The organism is Arcticibacter sp. (assembly GCF_053551015.1).
The window spans coordinates 296288-312539 of sequence record NZ_JBMQOB010000022.1 but is presented as its reverse complement, the minus strand read 5'-3'; the positions used below and the strand labels follow the sequence as shown (position 1 = coordinate 312539).

Below are 16252 nucleotides of genomic sequence, written 5' to 3'. Positions count from 1 at the left end.
TTTCTTTTACCGGTAGTTATGAATATAGAGCAAAGGGTACGAGAATTAGTTGAAGAGAAAATAGCTGACCGTCCGGATCTCTTTATAGTCGATATAAAGATGCACCCGAATGGAAGGCTCATCATTCTGATGGACGGAGATAATGGCATCGGAATAGCAGATTGTGCTGCGGTAAGCAGAACAGTAGGATTTCATCTGGAAGAGGAAAATGTAATTGAGCAGGCTTATCATCTGGAGGTTTCATCTCCGGGTCTTGATTATCCGCTCAGCACACCTAGGCAGTACCAGAAGAATGTTGGTCGCAGCCTCTCCGTTAAACTTGCAGAAGAGCCTAATAAAAGAGAAGGCAAGCTTCTGGAAGTACAAGAAGAGGGTATTTTAATTGAAGAAAGCATAAAGGAAAAAGGTAAGAAAGCCGTTCTGGAACAGAACTTCATTCCCTTTGACCAGATAACAGAAACAAAGGTTTTAATTTCATTTAAGTAGAAATGAGCAATATCAATTTAATTGATTCTTTTCAGGAATTTAAAGAATTTAAGAACATTGACCGTCCTACCGTCATCAGTGTATTGGAAGAAGTGTTCAGGAGTATGATCCGTAAAAAGTACGGAACGGATGAGAACTGTGACGTGATTGTGAACCCGGATAATGGTGACCTTGAAATCTGGAGAACCCGTACTGTAATGGAAGACGGTTTTTCAGAAGATGATGACCTGGAAATTGAGTTGGCAGATGCACACAAGATTGATCCGGAGCTGGAAGTTGGCGACGACTTTATTGAGCAGATCCAGTTGGAGACATTTGGCCGTCGTGCTATTCTGGCAGCCAGACAAACTCTGGTTTCAAAAGTTCTTGAATTAGAGAAAGATGAGATCTTCCGTAAGTATAAAGACCGCGTTGGTGAAATCATAACCGGCGAAGTTTATCAGGTATGGAAGAAAGAAACGCTGGTTCTTGATGATGAAGGCAATGAATTGTTGCTTCCAAAAACGGAGCAGATTCCTGCTGATTACTTCAAGAAGGGTGATACTGTAAGAGCCGTGGTTCTAAAGGTGGATATGATGAACACCAATCCAAAGATCATCATTTCACGTACTGCACCTGATTTCCTTCAGCGCCTGTTTGAACTGGAAGTTCCTGAGATCTTCGACGGATTGATTACGATCAAGAAGATCGTTCGTGAGCCGGGAGAAAGAGCAAAGGTTGCGGTAGAATCTTACGACGATCGTATCGATCCGGTAGGTGCCTGCGTAGGTATGAAAGGTTCACGTATTCATGGTATCGTAAGAGAACTGAAAAATGAGAACATTGACGTGATCAATTTCACCAACAATGCGTCTCTATACATTCAGCGTGCATTAAGTCCGGCTAAGATCACAACGATCAAGCTTGATGATGCCGATAAGCGTGCTGCTGTATATCTGAAACCAGATCAGGTTTCTCTCGCCATCGGACGTGGCGGACACAATATCAAACTGGCCGGTAAACTTACTGGTTATGAGATCGATGTGTACCGTGAGGCTGATGCTGATGACGAAGATGTGGATCTGGAGGAATTCTCAGATGAAATTGATGGCTGGATTATTGATGAGTTCAAACGGGTAGGTCTTGATACTGCAAAATCTGTGCTTGAGTTAAGCGTAGAAGAGCTGGTAAAGCGTACCGATCTGGAAGATAGTACAGTGAAAGAAGTGTTAAGTATATTAAGAGCGGAATTTGAATAAGTAAGACTGTTTCGGGTTCCTTCTATTAAATACGGGATAAATGTCGTATTTTTGTTAAAATTTTTGTTGAGGTAATTTTTTTAAATGTCAGAAGGTAAAAGTATAAATTTACTAAAAGCTGCAAAGGAGCTTAATATTGGTTTGTCTACTGCGGTAGAATCTTTGAGCAAAAAAGGCTTTAAGGTTGATGCAAAGCCCAATACAAAGCTTTCAGAAGAAATGTATGGTGCTTTGTTGCAGGAGCATAAGGGCGACAAGATCGTCCGTGAGGAAGCAATGCAAATTGCTATAGGTAAAATACGTCGTGACGATGTTGCATCGCCGGCGCCAGAAAGACAGGAACCTCGTAGAGAGAAGGAATTCGAACAGGAAGAAATTCTTATAAAGAATACAGGATCATCGTTTGGGCATACCCCAGCTGCGGAGAGACCGAAAGAGGCCCCTGCAGAAAAACCTGCACCAGAAGCACCGAAAGAAGAGAAACAGATCTCGGGCGTGAAGGTGGTTGGTAAGATCGATCTTGATTCATTAAACCGCAGACCGAAGCAGGAAGCGAAAGCACCTGAGGCTGCAAAGCCAGAGCCTGCACCGGCAGCTCCGGAACCAGCTGCACCAAAACAGGCAGCTCCGGAAGTGGTGAAGGAAGAAGTTAAACAGGAAACGCCTGTAGTCGAAGCTCCGGCAGTGAAAGAAGAGCCTAAGGCTGCTGCTCCGGCAGAAGAGGTGAAAGCGAAAGCCGAGCCGGTTGTCAGTCCTGCACCTGTTGAGAAACAGGCAGAAGCTGCTCCTGCTCCAGAGGCTGCTGCACCGGTTAAAGAAGAAAATAAGGAAGTAGCACAACCCGCTGCTTCTGCTACTCAGAATATGGAAACTCCAGCTGCTCCTCCCGTAGAGCAACGTGCCAAGGCAGAAGATGCCCCGGAAGACGAAGTCATCCGAGCAAGAGCGCAAAGACTTACCGGACCAAACGTGATCGGTAAAATTGACTTGTCTGCACAACAGCCGCCGCGCCGTAAGGATCAGCCTGTTGCGTCTTCGTCAAGTGCTGCCAACAACGATCATAAGCGTAAAAGGAAACGTAAGGATGCCCCTGGCCAGCAAGGACAGGGACAGCAGGGAACCGGACAGCCTCGTGCTGCCAGTCCAGCTCCAGCGCCGCATACTGGTCCGAGACCAGATTTCCGCGGAGGTGCAAGAAATCAGGGAGGTGCCAGACCAGACTTTAGAGGAGGTTCAAGAAATCATGGAGCTTCTTCTGGTCCTAAAGAGGAACCAACAGAAAAAGAAATCCAGGATCAGATTAAAGCAACACTTGCCCGCTTAAGTGGTGCAGGTAAATCAGGTAAGTTTGCTCAGCGGGCTAAGTTCCGCCGTCAGAAACGTGATGACGTTGCTCAATCAGCCGAAGAGGCAGCAATGGAAAAAGAGCTGCAGTCTAAGGTGCTTAAGGTTACTGAATTTGTTACGGCAAATGAATTAGCCAGCATGATGGATGTTCAGGTGACGCAGATCATCTCAACTTGTATGAGTTTGGGTATGTTCGTGTCGATCAACCAGCGTTTGGATGCAGAAACCCTGACTATCGTTGCTGATGAGTTCGGATATAATGTAGAATTTATTAAGCCAGAGGATGAAGAAGCCAGTCTGGAGATCGAAGACGATCCGGCTGATCTGATCCCTCGTGCTCCTATCGTTACGGTAATGGGTCACGTGGATCACGGTAAGACTTCATTGCTTGACTTTATTCGTAAGACAAACGTAATCGGTGGTGAAGCTGGTGGTATTACCCAGCACATTGGTGCTTATGCGGTATCACTGGAAGACGGCCGTAAGGTAACATTCCTGGATACACCGGGTCACGAAGCCTTTACAGCGATGCGTGCCCGTGGTGCGCAGATCACTGATATTGCAATCATCGTGATTGCGGCAGACGATAGTGTGATGCCTCAGACACGTGAAGCGATCAATCACGCTCAGGCTGCAGGTGTTCCGATTGTATTTGCCTTCAGTAAGGTAGATAAGCCTGGTGCCAATACCGAGCGGGTGCGTGAGCAGCTTTCTCAGATGAACATTCTGGTTGAAGACTGGGGTGGTAAATATCAGAGTCAGGAGATTTCAGGTAAAACTGGATTGAATGTGGATCTGCTATTAGAGAAAGTATTGCTGGAAGCAGAATTGCTTGATCTGAAAGCTAATCCAAATAAGAGAGCAACAGGTACAGTTATCGAGGCGGCCCTTGATAAGGGACGTGGTATTGTTACAACTGTTTTAATACAGGCTGGTACGCTGAAAGTCGGAGATCCAATCCTGGCAGGAAGCTATAGCGGTCGTGTAAAAGCCTTGACCAATGAGCGCGGACAGCGCGTGACTGAAGCAGGACCATCAACACCGGTTCAGGTGTTGGGTATGTCAGGTGCTCCTACTGCGGGTGACAAGTTCAACGCAATGGAGAGCGAAAGTGAAGCACGTGACATCGCAAACAAACGTCTGCAGTTACAACGTGAGCAGGGTCTTCGTACTCAGAAACACATTACCCTTGATGAAATTGGTCGTCGTTTGGCAATCGGAAACTTCAAGGAACTGAATATCATCGTGAAAGGTGACGTGGATGGATCTATTGAGGCGTTATCCGACTCTTTATTGAAGTTGTCTACCGAGCAGATCCAGGTGAACATCATTCACAAGTCAGTAGGTCAGATTTCCGAATCAGACGTATTGCTGGCTTCTGCTTCTGATGCGATCATCATCGGTTTCCAGGTTCGCCCGTCTGCAAGTGCGCGTAAGCTCGCTGAGCAGGAAGCAATCGACATCCGTCTGTACTCGATCATCTATGATGCTATCAACGAAGTGAAGGCTGCGATGGAAGGTATGCTTGCTCCTGAGTTTGAAGAGAAGATCGTAGCGAACGTAGAGATCCGCGAGACCTTTAAGATCAGCAAGGTTGGTACTATCGCAGGATGTATGGTTCTCGACGGTAAGATCACCAGAAACAGCAAGGTTCGTATCGTTCGTGATGGTGTGGTGGTTTACACAGGTGAGCTGGCTTCATTGAAACGTTATAAAGATGACGTGAAAGAAGTTACCAAAGGCTACGAGTGTGGTCTGAACATCCAGAACTTTAATGATATCAAAGAAGGCGATATCGTTGAGGCTTACGAAAATGTTGAAGTAAAGAGAAAACTGTAAGGTAATTCCTTTATAGAATTCATATATACAGGCGGCCCTTTAAGGCCGCCTTTTTTGTGTAGTAAAAATATTGAGCATGAATATTTTGATAGTCAGTGATTCGAAGATCCCGGCTTTCCTATATGGTGGTACAGAACGGATTATCTGGTGGTTGGGTAAGGAACTGGTGGCATTAGGACATCAGGTCACTTATCTGGTGAAAGCAGGATCAGAATGCCCGTTCGCAAAGGTGATCATTCGGAATGCTGCTGTTCCTATAGAAGAGCAGGTGCCGGAGGAGACAGACGTGGTGCACTTTCAGCATGCGGTTGAGGACTTCACGGCACGACCCTATATCGCTACTATCCATGGGAATTATGGAGCAGACACAGTCTTTCCGGTCAACTCAGTATTTATCTCGAAGAATCATGCAGAGCGGCATCAGGCCAGCGCTTACGTGTACAACGGCATAGATGCAGCGGAATATGGCCTTCCTGATTTTCGTGTAAAACGCGACTATTTCCACTTCCTGGGAAAGGCTGCCTGGCGGATTAAGAATGTGAAGGGAGCTATAGCCGTCGCCTCAGCTGCCGGTGAGAGGCTGGAGGTGCTGGGAGGGTCCAGGTTGAACCTGAAGATGGGCTTTCGTTTTACCCCTAATCTGAATGTCAGGTTCAGGGGGATGGTAGGCGGTGAGGTAAAGAACGCCTATTTGAAAGCTTCGAAAGGCTTGATCTTTCCTGTTCGTTGGCATGAGCCATTCGGTTTAGCTTTGGTGGAGAGTCTCTATTTCGGATGCCCGGTGTTTGGAACGCCTTATGGATCGCTGCCGGAAATCGTGACTGATGGAGTGGGTGTGCTGACTAACTCTGCCCGAGAACTTACGGAAGCCGTAAGGAACGTAAATATGTTTGATCGCAAGGCTTGTTACGAGTATGTATGTGACCGCTTTCTCGCAAATTCCATGGCGAGGGGATATTTGCAGATGTATGAACGGGTGTTAAACGGCGAGCAGCTGAATGTAATTAGGCCCGTATTGCGGCGTGCAGAAGGAGAAGAAAGGTTCCTGCCTTGGGTAGATAGGTAAGTATTAATTTAATAAGATGTCAGGTAAGTTACTTTTAGGATCATATTTAATAGAAAGGAGGTTGCCGAAGAACTATCGGGACGGTGAACTGAACTTTTGCAAGCAGGAGTTCTCTTATAGGACGCTCGACATAAGCCTTGTTGAATGTAAGAATAGTTTTGTCAACTATAAAGGTTTTGCCTACGATGGCTACTTCCGGATAAATGCCCAGTCGCTGCTTAGTCCAGACTACTATCGGGGACACTTTACCCTAAAACATTATCTCAAGAAGGTCCTGCTGAAGAAGAAACGAAATTTACCTTCCAATAGCAAGTATTTGCTTGCATTTGACGAATGGGGAAGCGCGCATTACCATTGGTTCTGTGACACTCTTCCGCGGATCTATAGCGTCAGAAATATCTTAAATGACTACTATCTTTTACTTCCAGCGCACTCTGCTTATATAGAGTGCGTTGCTCTGGAGACATTAAGATTGCTTGACTTGACTCCGAAGGGCATTGAATATGTCAAGTACGGAGAGCTACTGCGTGTTGAAAGTCTTACTTTGGTGACAAGGGCCGGTATGCCAGGCTATACTAATGACGGGTTGATGAAACTACTCTCAGAAGAGATCCTGAGCGCGATGAATCTGAAGGGTATCACGACATCGAAAAAATTATATATCTCCAGAGAGGGTGCCGATTTTAGAAAAGTACTGAATGAGAAGGAGGTGCAGCAGGTTGTAAAGAGTTTTGGGTACGAAGTGATCAAATATGAAGAAATGAGCATTAGGGAGCAGATAGAGATTACCGCTCATGCCCACGCAATTGTTTCGATACACGGTGCGGGATTGACTAACATGATGTTCATGCAACCAGGTAGCAACGTGCTCGAGTTTAGAAGAGACCGGATATATCATAATCAGTGTTTCTGGCACCTAGCAGATGCTTTGAATCATAACTATTTCTATCTATTCGGTGAACCAGATAACGAATCTTTAGCACTTGAAGCAGACGGATGTAATTTGACCATTGATACTTCCAAATTGGCTAAAGTATTAGAGCTCATCGGGTAAATGGCAGCGCTACGGAATTCGGGAGCATACCGCACAAATCGTCAATTCTCCTGCATAGCCAGCGAGTACTGGTTTGTTTGTGATGTATAGTAGAAATACTTTTGGAGGACCAGTAAGGAGATAAGATCTTCGCGCTCTGAATTCATGAATTGCCGGATGTATTCGTTCGCATGGTGAATGATGGCCTGCGCCTCTTCGGGGCGGTCGATGAAGTACTGTAACCTTTCGGTAAGGTCTGAATAATCATCCTTAATCTGAATGTAGTGATAGTCTGGTATCAGGGTGCCTTCCATAAACCAAGTTTCGTACTTCGGTTTAGGCATTACAGCAATAGAGTTGGACGACATGATCCACTTCAGGTTCGTGGCTACGTCGTTCCCTTCGAGACTAAGAATGAATTTGTAGTCCAGGTGATCAAGCATCGAGATACGGGGTTTCAACCATTGGAGGTTTCCGGCGTTTGTGTTTACCTGGCCAAGGTCGCATAGAGGATGATCGAAGTACATTTCCATGAACCTCATTCGATGCGGCTGACTGATGTGAGCCCGGCCAATGAGCATATCTTTTTTGTCAGAGTACTTTTTGCGGTCTTTTAAGAAGAAGAAGTGGCGTTTTTTATCGAGTTTCAGTATGACCGCATTGGTGTTGTCTCCGTTGACCGGTCGGCTTTTTTGGATGGATGGCACATTTGCGACGGTGGTGACATCACCGAACAGAAAACTGGCTTTGAAGTTGGGATTGAAATAGCGGCTGTATTCGAGGGTGTCAACACGATATGCGCTGTTTGTCTTGATCAACGGAATGTCTTTCAAAAAGTGTTCTAGGCGCTTAGGCTGAGTAAACGTACTTAGTTTGTTGTAGTAGTTAACTCGTTTAGTAATATAGGATCTGTCACACTTATTTAGTGTAGATATTTTCCCAGGTAAGGCATTTCTGAACAAAGATGCGGGAAGGGCCTGCCTAAGATAGTGCCCGGCATAATAGAATATCTTATTTCTTCTGATCTTGTGAATGAGCTCCTGAAAAACCATGGCAACAAAGGTAGTGCAAGTTTCAGCAGTACACAAGTGAGGCGAAGGAGCCGGAGGCTTTACTGCAAATGGATTTCTGGGGAGCATTAATAGAAAGGAAAGGCACTCCTTTAGTAGGTTTCATTCGAGGATAATTATATTTGAGTTTTGGTATCGCTTTTATCGCGGATATCGTACTTTATATTGATCTATTCACTTGAATTAACGACCTGTTTGTGGCCAAGCTTCTGAATCTAAAAACGTTTACTGACAAACGTGGAAATCTTACCGTTATTGAGAAAATCATTCCTTTCGATATTAAGCGCATCTTTTATATTTACGGAGTGGACGATTCGGTGAGAGGCGGACACCGCCATCATCGTACCATACAAGCTGCTATTTGCATCCGGGGAAAGTGCACAATTTTTAATGATGACAGCACGGATCAGGAAGAATTTCAACTTGACTCTCCTGATAAGTGCTTATTGCTTGAGCCGGAAGATTGGCATCAAATGCATAGCTTCAGCGAAGACGCCATATTGATGGTATTGGCATCAGAGTTTTTTGACGCAGGAGATTATATATACGAGCCTTACAGATGATCGAGTACGAGAGCCTTAAATTATTGAATGAGCCGTTTATGGCTGACTACAAACGTAGCTTTGCTGACACGCTGGAAAGCGGCTGGTTTATTTTGGGTAGGAACGTTTCAACGTTTGAGTCTGAATTTGCATCGTATTGTGGATCTGCTTACTGTTCCGGACTTGCATCGGGATTAGACGCGCTGATTCTTGCATTACGGTGCTTTGATTTTCCTCTGGGGAGTGAAGTAATCGTTCCCTCTAATACCTATATTGCAACGATTCTTGCAGTCTATCATAACGGCCTTGTCCCGATACTCGTAGAACCGGATATTCGTACTTATAATATCGATCCTTCTAAAATAGAAGAGGCGATTACACCCAGGACACGTGCTATTCTTGTTGTACATCTCTACGGAAAGTCATGTAATATGGATCCCATAATGGAGCTTTCTGCGAAGCATGACCTCAGGGTTGTAGAAGACTGTGCGCAATCGCATGGGGCTACTTACAATGGCAAAATGACTGGCACATTTGGGGATTTTGGAGCCTTCAGCTTTTATCCGACCAAGAATCTGGGAGCCTTGGGAGATGCAGGCGCGATTACCACAGCTAATCCGGATCTGAATGAGAAAGTTGTAGCATTGCGGAACTATGGTTCAAGGGAAAAGTACGTAAACGACTATATTGGAACGAATTCCAGATTAGATGAGATTCAAGCAGGTTTTTTATCTGTAAAGCTTAAAGCTTTGAATTTAATCAATAGCCATAAACGGAAGCTCGCTTCGTTGTATCAGGCGCGGTTGAGTTCCGAATTCATCAAGCCGGTAGTAGAGCCGGATTATTTTGATGTGTACCATATATATAATATAAGGCATCCAGAGCGAGATCGATTACGTTCTTATTTATTAGAACACGATATTAAGACGGAGATCCACTATCCCATACCTCCACATCAGCAGAAAGCGTTTAAAGGTAAGCTAGAAGGGAGCTACCCTATTTCAGAAGAAATTCATAGGACCACGTTAAGTCTGCCCATTTCTTTCTGTCACAGGGAGGAAGAGATCGAGAAAGTCATTGAGGTGATGAATAGTTATTAGCAGCAGCAAATGCTATCTTTCTTTGGCAAAGATGCTAGCCAATCTCCATCGTGTTTTGCTAATAGTTTTTCTCTTACGCGTCTCAGGAAAAAGGTCATTGAAATGAACGTAGTAAAATAGTATCAGTGGAAGAAGATATTTGTTCTTCATGCTATACACCTTGTAGTGTTTAGCCAGGAATTTTCTATCCTCATCCTCCAAAAGGCGGTACTTCAAAAAATTGCTGAGATTGGTTATAGTAGAATGACGATTCAGGAAAGCGCGCGTTATTTTATTATCAATCACCTGCCTTTCCTGTTGCTGTATAACAGAGTTTCTGTGTAATCTATAAAGCGTAAGATGTTTATCTAAATAGGCTATCTTTTTATGATACAAAGCAATGAAGCCCATCCACCAGTCATAATAACCATCTGTAGGAATAGGCAGAGCGAAATCCAGGAATTCTTTTCTGAATAACATGGTATGACCAGTCACGAAGTTATTCAACCCTATTGATTTAAAGGATCGTCGCTCGAGAGAGAAATTTTCAAGAAGAGAGTCGTTCAGTTTGTGATCACATTCGTCTATGTGCAGAGAATTGGAAAATATCAGCCAGTTGTTTCCAATCGAATTTATTAACTCTGCGATCTTTTCTGGAAGCCAAATGTCATCCTGATCACTTAATGCGATAAACTCACCTGTAGCGAGTGACATAGCCTTCTCAAAGTTTTTGTTAAAACCCAAATTAACAGGGTTTAAATAAAAACGTATTTTTGAGTTGTTTGCTGCGATGCTAGAGACGATATCTACCGTGTTGTCAGTAGATTGGTCATCCACAATAATCAGCTCAATATTTTTATGCGTTTGATTGAGAATACTTATAATTTGCTTCTCAATGAATTTGCTTCCATTAAAGCAAGGCATCACGACAGAAACCTTTTGCTCACTTATCATAAGAGGTGCTGAATTTGAAGAGCCTGAAGATTGTCAAAGATCATGGGCCCACTTTTTAAATATTATTTAGAGGTTTCGGGTAGATGTCTTAATCCATATTTTCTCAAGGCCTCTATATAGAGCTTGATGTAAACGAAAGGACTCATTTTTAACAACTTCGAATTTTTAAGTACGGCTTTAATGTCTTTTAATGAGTAGTTGAGCTTCGCCAATTCGGCAGCAGCGTTTCTGAAAAAAGTTTTTTCACAGTAAATCATTTCTTTCTTATTGAATCCTTTCCTGTTTAATGGAAGACTTTCTTTCCATTTTTTGTGAAGAGCGAACGTCGCTTCTGCCCAAGATCTGTCGAATTTGCCCTCCGAAAAATGTTCGATTAAAACATCAAAGATGACTGCAACTTTGTATTCTTTATTGATACTTAAAGATATATCCAAATCGTAACAATGGAAGCCAGGAAAGGTGTATTCATCAAAGGGATACTTTTCAATTACTTTTTTTCTAGAGCAAAGCCACACCCCGTCCAATACAGCAACTTCCTGAACCGTCGAAGCATCGGGATTGCTGTAGAAGTGAGCAGAGGTCTTTCTCTCATATTTAAAAGACTGCACTAGCGAACCATAGTCGATGGTGTCGGGTGTTACCCCATAGGGTGCCCATCCCGAAAATACACTAGACTTGTAAGACGATCCGATCACACCTATGAGCCCTAGGCTTTCATCTTTATCAAAATGATCAATTACTTTTTCCCCCCAATTCAAGGTTTTGATGTGGATGTCTTCGTGCATAAAGCACAGCAGATCGAATTTCGATTTTTTGGCACCTATATTATATACCTGACATATTCCTTTTTCAGCGTTCCTATTGTCGATAGCGATAACTTCATGGGGAATGCCAATCGTAGCTTGTATGTTTTTTTTTATTTGATCTAAATGGTTGCTGCTTACAGAAGATATTATGATGGAAAGCATTCGAATTACAAATTTGTGAGCTAAGTGTAAAAACCTACCGATGGTGATTAACTTAGCATTAAGTAATAGGTTATACGTCCTACAGTGGAGAAACGCTACAAAGCTCAACTAGTTCGAGTTTTTGTCGAAGCGGACTCATGGAGCTGTGTGATAATCTTATCTTTGTTGGCGACGGATTACGAGTAATTAAACAATGCAGCTAGTTCGAATTATTATTCCCCTTTATAAAGAACTAAATGCAGTTGAGCTAGTTTCGATTAAGCAATGCTTTTCTATTATGGGTCGATACCCGGTTACTGTAGTATGCCCACCTCAATTGGATCTTCGTCAGATACGGGATCTCGCAAAGCTTTGCCGGAAGGAAATTTCTGTTGAGCTTTTTGAGGCAAAATATTTTCTGGACGTTAATGGATACAACAAGCTTATGCTGAGTGCATCCTTTTATGAACGGTTTGAAGACAGCAAATACCTGCTTATATATCAGACAGATTCATTCGTGTTCAAGGATGATCTGAAACATTGGTGTAGCCTTAAGTATGACTATATTGCAGCTCCCTGGCCATTTGATGTAACGAGCTGGATAGATGTATATCCTAAGGAGATTAAGCGTTACTACAAAATTTTTGGCAGGAAAGGTATATCGAGAATAGGAAATGGAGGGCTTTCGTTGAGAAATACGCGATCGTTCATCCGCAATCTGAGGTTTTTCAAACGCGCAGTAGAAGAATGGAATTTAAATGAGGACATGTTTTACAGCCATTATGTTAACACACTGAATCCTTTCTTTAGAATTCCCAAGGTAGAGGTAGCTGCCAGGTTTGCATTTGATGTGGATCCCGAAGGTTTTTTCAGGATGAATAATCAAGAATTACCTTTCGGATGTCACGGCTGGCATAGGGATGACGAGGATTATAAAGGGAACCTAAGCTTTTACAAACAATTTGTAGAGGGCTACGGGTATTGTATCGATTGAGGTCAACAACACGTATTTTGACAGATGAGCAGCATACCAATTATTTTTGTACATAGGGGTGACGCACCTTACTTAAAACATGTTTTTGCGCACACCCATGCATTCAACAACGACTCTAATATCTTTTTATTAGGAGATGAGGCGAATAGTGGACATGCTTACGTAAACCATATCAGGATGGATGACTATGCTGAGCGAGCAAAGGAGTTTGAAAAGGTCTACAAGCATATGTCGTCTAATAGCTATGATTTTGAGTTATTCTGTTTTCAACGATGGTTTATCATCAATGACTTTGTTCAGACCCATGATATTGAAAATTTTTTGTGCCTGGACTCTGATGCGCTGCTATTCTGTGGTGTTGATAAGACTTTCGAGAATTTTAAACAATACGATTTTACTATCAGCCAGGGTCATTCTCCGCACTTTACGCTTTTTAGTAGAAGCTCTTTAGATAGGTTTTGTAATTACCTCACAGAGTTGTACACGAAGCCGGAATATATCGAAAGATCTCTGCGGAATTTTCGTGTTTTTCAGGAAGAAAAACGGCAAGGAGGTATATGCGATATGTTTGCTTTTTCATTTTATACCGATGATATATCCAATAATGTGAGAGAATTATCCCAACTATCAGAGGACATGTATTTTGACAGCAACATCAACGAGGCTGATGGATTTGAATGTGACCGGAACCGGAAGCGAATCTACTGGAAGAATAACCTACCCTATGGTAGAATTTCAGATACTGGCGAATACGTGAGGTTCTATGGGCTTCATTTCCAGGGAGCGGCTAAATCCAGTATCCAGAAATACATATTGAATAAGAATTTAAGACGTCCAGGATTCACATCATCCTTAAAGCGGCTTTTGGGGAGCAATGGCAGCTCTAAATAGTATTTGTAATGATCAATTTCTGCACCTTATTTAATTCAGCCTACCTGTCAAGAGGGCTCGCGATGTACCAGTCCCTTTTACGCCATTGTGACGATTTTCATCTTTATATTTTTGCCTTTGATGAAGGGTGTCTGCAGACGTTGAGAGATTTAAAACTGGAACATGCTTCAATCATTTCACTTGAGGAGTTTGAAGATGATGCGCTGTTGGCAGTGAAGCCAGAACGTACTGCCGGCGAGTATTGCTGGACTTGTACGTCTTCCACAATCTGGTACTGTATTCATGAGTATGGCCTGGAAAGCTGCACGTACATAGATGCAGACCTTTTGTTCTTCAGTAATCCTAAGGTGCTGATCGATGAGATGGGGACTTCATCTGTGTTGATCACTGAACATCGGTATACGCCGCGCTACGATCAATCCGATCTCAGTGGAATCTATTGTGTACAGTTTATTACATTTAAACGAGATGAATGGGGATTGGCTGCTCTATCGTGGTGGCGAAATGCATGTTTGGAATGGTGTTTTAAACGCTTCGAAGACGGGAAATTTGGAGATCAGAAGTATCTCGACGATTGGACAACACGCTTTGAAGGCGTGCACGAGTTGAATCATCCCGGTGGAGGTGTCGCTCCCTGGAATGTTCAGCAATATAGCTTTCTAAAACGCGATAAACGTGTCATGTTGCGGGAAATTGCTTCCGATAATATAGCGGATGTTATCTTTTATCATTTTCATGCGTTTAAATATGCGCAAGGGAATGTCTTTCACCTTACAGAGGATCAGTACGATATAGCGGATGACGCCGTTCAGTTTCTCTATAAGCCATATGCCCAAGCGATATTAGAAGCGGAAAATTTGATCACGTCCGTATCCTCCCAGGCTATTTTTCATGAGCCTCTGTTTAATCTTGATTGGGTTAACAGAGTGTACGGGCGTAAATTTTCCTTTATGTTGACGGGACGCTATAAGAACTATTTCAGAAGGCGTAAATTACTATCTCAATAACATCAGATTTAAACAAGAAAGATGATTAAATATCTTCGGAATAAATTTCAGAATAGGTCTAAGCAGCAATATGGTTGGTTCGGTCGATATAGCTCATGGCAAGAGGCACGTGCTGTTACCGACGGATACGAGAAAGACAATATTCTTGAGAAGACAAAATCAGCATTGTTAAAGATTAGATCGGGAGATGCGATTTATGAACGGGATTCCGTTCTTTTTGATAAAAAGGAGTATCCATTTCCACTGATTACTTTTTTGCAGCACAGCGCCCTCGAAAAAGGTGCTCCGTTGAATGTTCTGGACTTCGGTGGATCATTGGGGAGCTCTTATTTTCAGGTAAAGGAGTTTCTGAATGATCGTGTCTGTGATACATGGAACGTAGTGGAACAACCTCACTATGTAGATTGCGGTAAGCGCTATTTTGAAGATGAACAGCTGCGGTTTTTTAATACTATAGAAGACTGCGCTGCAGTGAAAAATGTTGATTTAGTTGTTTTGTCTGGCGTGGTTCAATATTTGGATAAGCCCCATGAATTTTTAGGAAAGCTGGCTTCAATGAACTTCCCTTACATCATTTTTGACCGTACAGCGTTTATCCATGAGGAGGGTGACAGACTAACGATTCAACGGGTCTGGCCATCAGTGTATGAAGCCTCCTACCCCTCCTGGTTCTTCAATGAAGCTGAGTTCTTGGCTCATTTCAGAGATACGTACGACAAACGGGCTGAGTTCAGTACTTACGTCGAAGGAGAGTCGATCATCGAGATCGACCAGGAGCCTCTAGGCTATGATAAGGGCTTCTACCTGGTGAAGAAAGCCTGAGGCTTACCCTTTCAACCAGTGTTTTATTCTGTTCTTCAGCTTATTCTGCAGGTTCTTTCTCTTATCGATTTGGAACTCTAAATTCAGAACCTTGGTGTCAGCCTTACGTGATGGCAGAATACATCGAGGATGGTTAATTTCTTCGTCAAGCTGTCCGTGGGGAATATCTGCAAAGAGGTCAGGCGTGTGGGTGTGTGTAGCATCAGGTCTGAATCCGATGTTTGAAATCAAGTTTGCGTTAGGAACTATACTCAACCCATTGTTGAAGAAGTTGATCAACTTCAGCTGGTAATCCCATGTATCGATCTTGCCGGCTTTCAGTTCTTTGAATAAGTGTAGATATTCTGCTGTTACTATTGGCTCGCTGAAAACCGTTTGAATAGTTTCCTCCACGTCGGTTTCTGAATATCCGTTTAATTCGGCATCATATAGCTGCCATACACGCTTCCAGCTTGCCCATCCCCATACTTCAAGGTTGTTCGAGAAGTAGTAACTCGCTGCTCCCCATTTTTTACCAGCCTGGAAGTTGCACCCGACAATCTGTGTTACGCGTGTATCATGCCGATACCTTTGAAGAAGAAGGTCGCAGAACCTGAAGAAGTCACTTGCGGGGAGGCAATCATCTTCCAATATGATACCCTCATCTTCCTGATCAAAGAACCAGCTTATGGCAGTGGATACAGCGTATTTGCAACCTAAATTCTTATCCTGAAAACGTGTTTTGACTTCGCAGTCCCAGTCGATCGTGTTTATAATGGACCGAGTCTCATTGCAAAGCGCATGTTCTCCTTCCCGATTGGTTCTTGGCCCATCCGCTGCAACATATAGCCTTGTTGGGCGTGCCTCACGGATCCTTTCAAAGACCAGCGATGTGGTATCCGGCCGGTTGAAAATCAGGAATAATATGGCAGATGATGTTTGATATTGCATACTAGAA

General features: G+C 43.3%; 15 protein-coding genes. 11 read left to right on the top strand and 4 right to left on the bottom strand.

The window, feature by feature from the left end:
• The first annotated feature begins 18 nt into the window (after window positions 1–18).
• The 5 genes from rimP (at window position 19) to ACO1NU_RS16600 (ending at window position 7030) form a co-directional block, all read left to right on the top strand.
• Entirely contained in the window at window positions 19–486 is a 468-nt protein-coding gene (gene rimP, locus ACO1NU_RS16620) for a ribosome assembly cofactor RimP (protein WP_448819617.1), read from the top strand.
• 2 nt (window positions 487–488) lie between these two features.
• Window positions 489–1724 (top strand): transcription termination factor NusA, encoded by a 1236-nt coding sequence (gene nusA, locus ACO1NU_RS16615; protein ID WP_448819616.1) that lies wholly within the window; start codon window positions 489–491, stop codon window positions 1722–1724.
• Window positions 1725–1808: 84 nt separating this feature from the next.
• The gene (infB, locus tag ACO1NU_RS16610) at window positions 1809–4910 is read left to right on the top strand and encodes a translation initiation factor IF-2 (RefSeq protein ID WP_448819615.1); all 3102 of its coding nucleotides are present in this window, start codon (window positions 1809–1811) and stop codon (window positions 4908–4910) included.
• A 76-nt stretch (window positions 4911–4986) separates the two neighbouring features.
• A complete protein-coding gene (locus tag ACO1NU_RS16605; RefSeq protein WP_448819614.1) occupies window positions 4987–5976 on the top strand; it encodes a glycosyltransferase in 990 nt (329 codons plus the stop codon).
• A 16-nt stretch (window positions 5977–5992) separates the two neighbouring features.
• A complete protein-coding gene (locus ACO1NU_RS16600) occupies window positions 5993–7030 on the top strand; it encodes a glycosyltransferase family 61 protein (RefSeq protein ID WP_448819613.1) in 1038 nt (345 codons plus the stop codon).
• A 41-nt stretch (window positions 7031–7071) separates the two neighbouring features.
• Here the strand turns inward: ACO1NU_RS16600 and ACO1NU_RS16595 are convergent, their stop codons facing one another.
• A complete protein-coding gene (locus ACO1NU_RS16595; RefSeq protein ID WP_448819612.1) occupies window positions 7072–8061 on the bottom strand; it encodes a glycosyl transferase family 90 in 990 nt (329 codons plus the stop codon).
• Between the two features lie 215 nt (window positions 8062–8276).
• Between ACO1NU_RS16595 and ACO1NU_RS16590 the strand changes: the two genes are divergently transcribed.
• Together ACO1NU_RS16590 and ACO1NU_RS16585 are read left to right on the top strand one after the other, a co-directional pair.
• Window positions 8277–8642, top strand: coding sequence for a sugar 3,4-ketoisomerase (locus ACO1NU_RS16590; protein WP_448819611.1), 366 nt, complete (start codon window positions 8277–8279; stop codon window positions 8640–8642).
• A complete protein-coding gene (locus ACO1NU_RS16585; protein WP_448819610.1) occupies window positions 8639–9721 on the top strand; it encodes a DegT/DnrJ/EryC1/StrS family aminotransferase in 1083 nt (360 codons plus the stop codon). Before ACO1NU_RS16590 ends, ACO1NU_RS16585 begins: the two co-directional genes overlap by 4 nt.
• A 12-nt stretch (window positions 9722–9733) precedes the next feature.
• On the opposite strand, the gene ACO1NU_RS16580 is transcribed toward ACO1NU_RS16585, so the two are convergent.
• Both ACO1NU_RS16580 and ACO1NU_RS16575 read right to left on the bottom strand, forming a co-directional pair.
• On the bottom strand, window positions 9734–10654 hold the full coding sequence (locus tag ACO1NU_RS16580) for a glycosyltransferase (RefSeq protein WP_448819609.1): 921 nt from the start codon (window positions 10652–10654) through the stop codon (window positions 9734–9736).
• A gap of 62 nt (window positions 10655–10716) precedes the next feature.
• A complete protein-coding gene (locus tag ACO1NU_RS16575) occupies window positions 10717–11730 on the bottom strand; it encodes a glycosyltransferase (RefSeq protein WP_448819608.1) in 1014 nt (337 codons plus the stop codon).
• A gap of 85 nt (window positions 11731–11815) precedes the next feature.
• Here ACO1NU_RS16575 and ACO1NU_RS16570 point away from each other — a divergent pair, with 85 nt between their 5' ends.
• The 4 genes from ACO1NU_RS16570 to ACO1NU_RS16555 are packed head-to-tail and all read left to right on the top strand — an operon-like array spanning window position 11816 to window position 15315.
• Window positions 11816–12595, top strand: a complete 780-nt coding sequence (locus ACO1NU_RS16570; protein WP_448819607.1) for a DUF5672 family protein — start codon at window positions 11816–11818, stop codon at window positions 12593–12595.
• 24 nt (window positions 12596–12619) lie between these two features.
• Complete coding sequence (locus ACO1NU_RS16565) at window positions 12620–13486, top strand: hypothetical protein (RefSeq protein ID WP_448819606.1); 867 nt, start codon at window positions 12620–12622, stop codon at window positions 13484–13486.
• A gap of 8 nt (window positions 13487–13494) precedes the next feature.
• On the top strand, window positions 13495–14493 hold the full coding sequence (locus ACO1NU_RS16560; protein WP_448819605.1) for a glycosyl transferase: 999 nt from the start codon (window positions 13495–13497) through the stop codon (window positions 14491–14493).
• 21 nt (window positions 14494–14514) lie between these two features.
• Window positions 14515–15315, top strand: coding sequence for a TIGR04325 family methyltransferase (locus tag ACO1NU_RS16555; protein WP_448819604.1), 801 nt, complete (start codon window positions 14515–14517; stop codon window positions 15313–15315).
• A 3-nt stretch (window positions 15316–15318) separates the two neighbouring features.
• Here the strand turns inward: ACO1NU_RS16555 and ACO1NU_RS16550 are convergent, their stop codons facing one another.
• Window positions 15319–16245 carry a nucleotide-diphospho-sugar transferase gene (locus ACO1NU_RS16550; RefSeq protein WP_448819603.1) on the bottom strand — a complete coding sequence of 309 codons (927 nt, stop codon included), beginning with the start codon at window positions 16243–16245 and terminating at the stop codon, window positions 15319–15321.
• Between the last annotated feature and the right edge of the window lie 7 nt (window positions 16246–16252).

Coding starts and splice junctions, on each gene's coding strand:
- ACO1NU_RS16560 (WP_448819605.1), top strand. CDS start 13,495: ATGATCAATTTCTGCACCTTATTTAATTCAGCCTACCTGTCAAGAGGG.
- ACO1NU_RS16595 (WP_448819612.1), bottom strand. CDS start 8,061: ATGGTTTTTCAGGAGCTCATTCACAAGATCAGAAGAAATAAGATATTC.
- ACO1NU_RS16555 (WP_448819604.1), top strand. CDS start 14,515: ATGATTAAATATCTTCGGAATAAATTTCAGAATAGGTCTAAGCAGCAA.
- ACO1NU_RS16600 (WP_448819613.1), top strand. CDS start 5,993: ATGTCAGGTAAGTTACTTTTAGGATCATATTTAATAGAAAGGAGGTTG.
- rimP (WP_448819617.1), top strand. CDS start 19: ATGAATATAGAGCAAAGGGTACGAGAATTAGTTGAAGAGAAAATAGCT.
- infB (WP_448819615.1), top strand. CDS start 1,809: ATGTCAGAAGGTAAAAGTATAAATTTACTAAAAGCTGCAAAGGAGCTT.
- ACO1NU_RS16580 (WP_448819609.1), bottom strand. CDS start 10,654: ATGATAAGTGAGCAAAAGGTTTCTGTCGTGATGCCTTGCTTTAATGGA.
- ACO1NU_RS16585 (WP_448819610.1), top strand. CDS start 8,639: ATGATCGAGTACGAGAGCCTTAAATTATTGAATGAGCCGTTTATGGCT.
- ACO1NU_RS16550 (WP_448819603.1), bottom strand. CDS start 16,245: ATGCAATATCAAACATCATCTGCCATATTATTCCTGATTTTCAACCGG.
- ACO1NU_RS16565 (WP_448819606.1), top strand. CDS start 12,620: ATGAGCAGCATACCAATTATTTTTGTACATAGGGGTGACGCACCTTAC.
- nusA (WP_448819616.1), top strand. CDS start 489: ATGAGCAATATCAATTTAATTGATTCTTTTCAGGAATTTAAAGAATTT.
- ACO1NU_RS16605 (WP_448819614.1), top strand. CDS start 4,987: ATGAATATTTTGATAGTCAGTGATTCGAAGATCCCGGCTTTCCTATAT.
- ACO1NU_RS16570 (WP_448819607.1), top strand. CDS start 11,816: ATGCAGCTAGTTCGAATTATTATTCCCCTTTATAAAGAACTAAATGCA.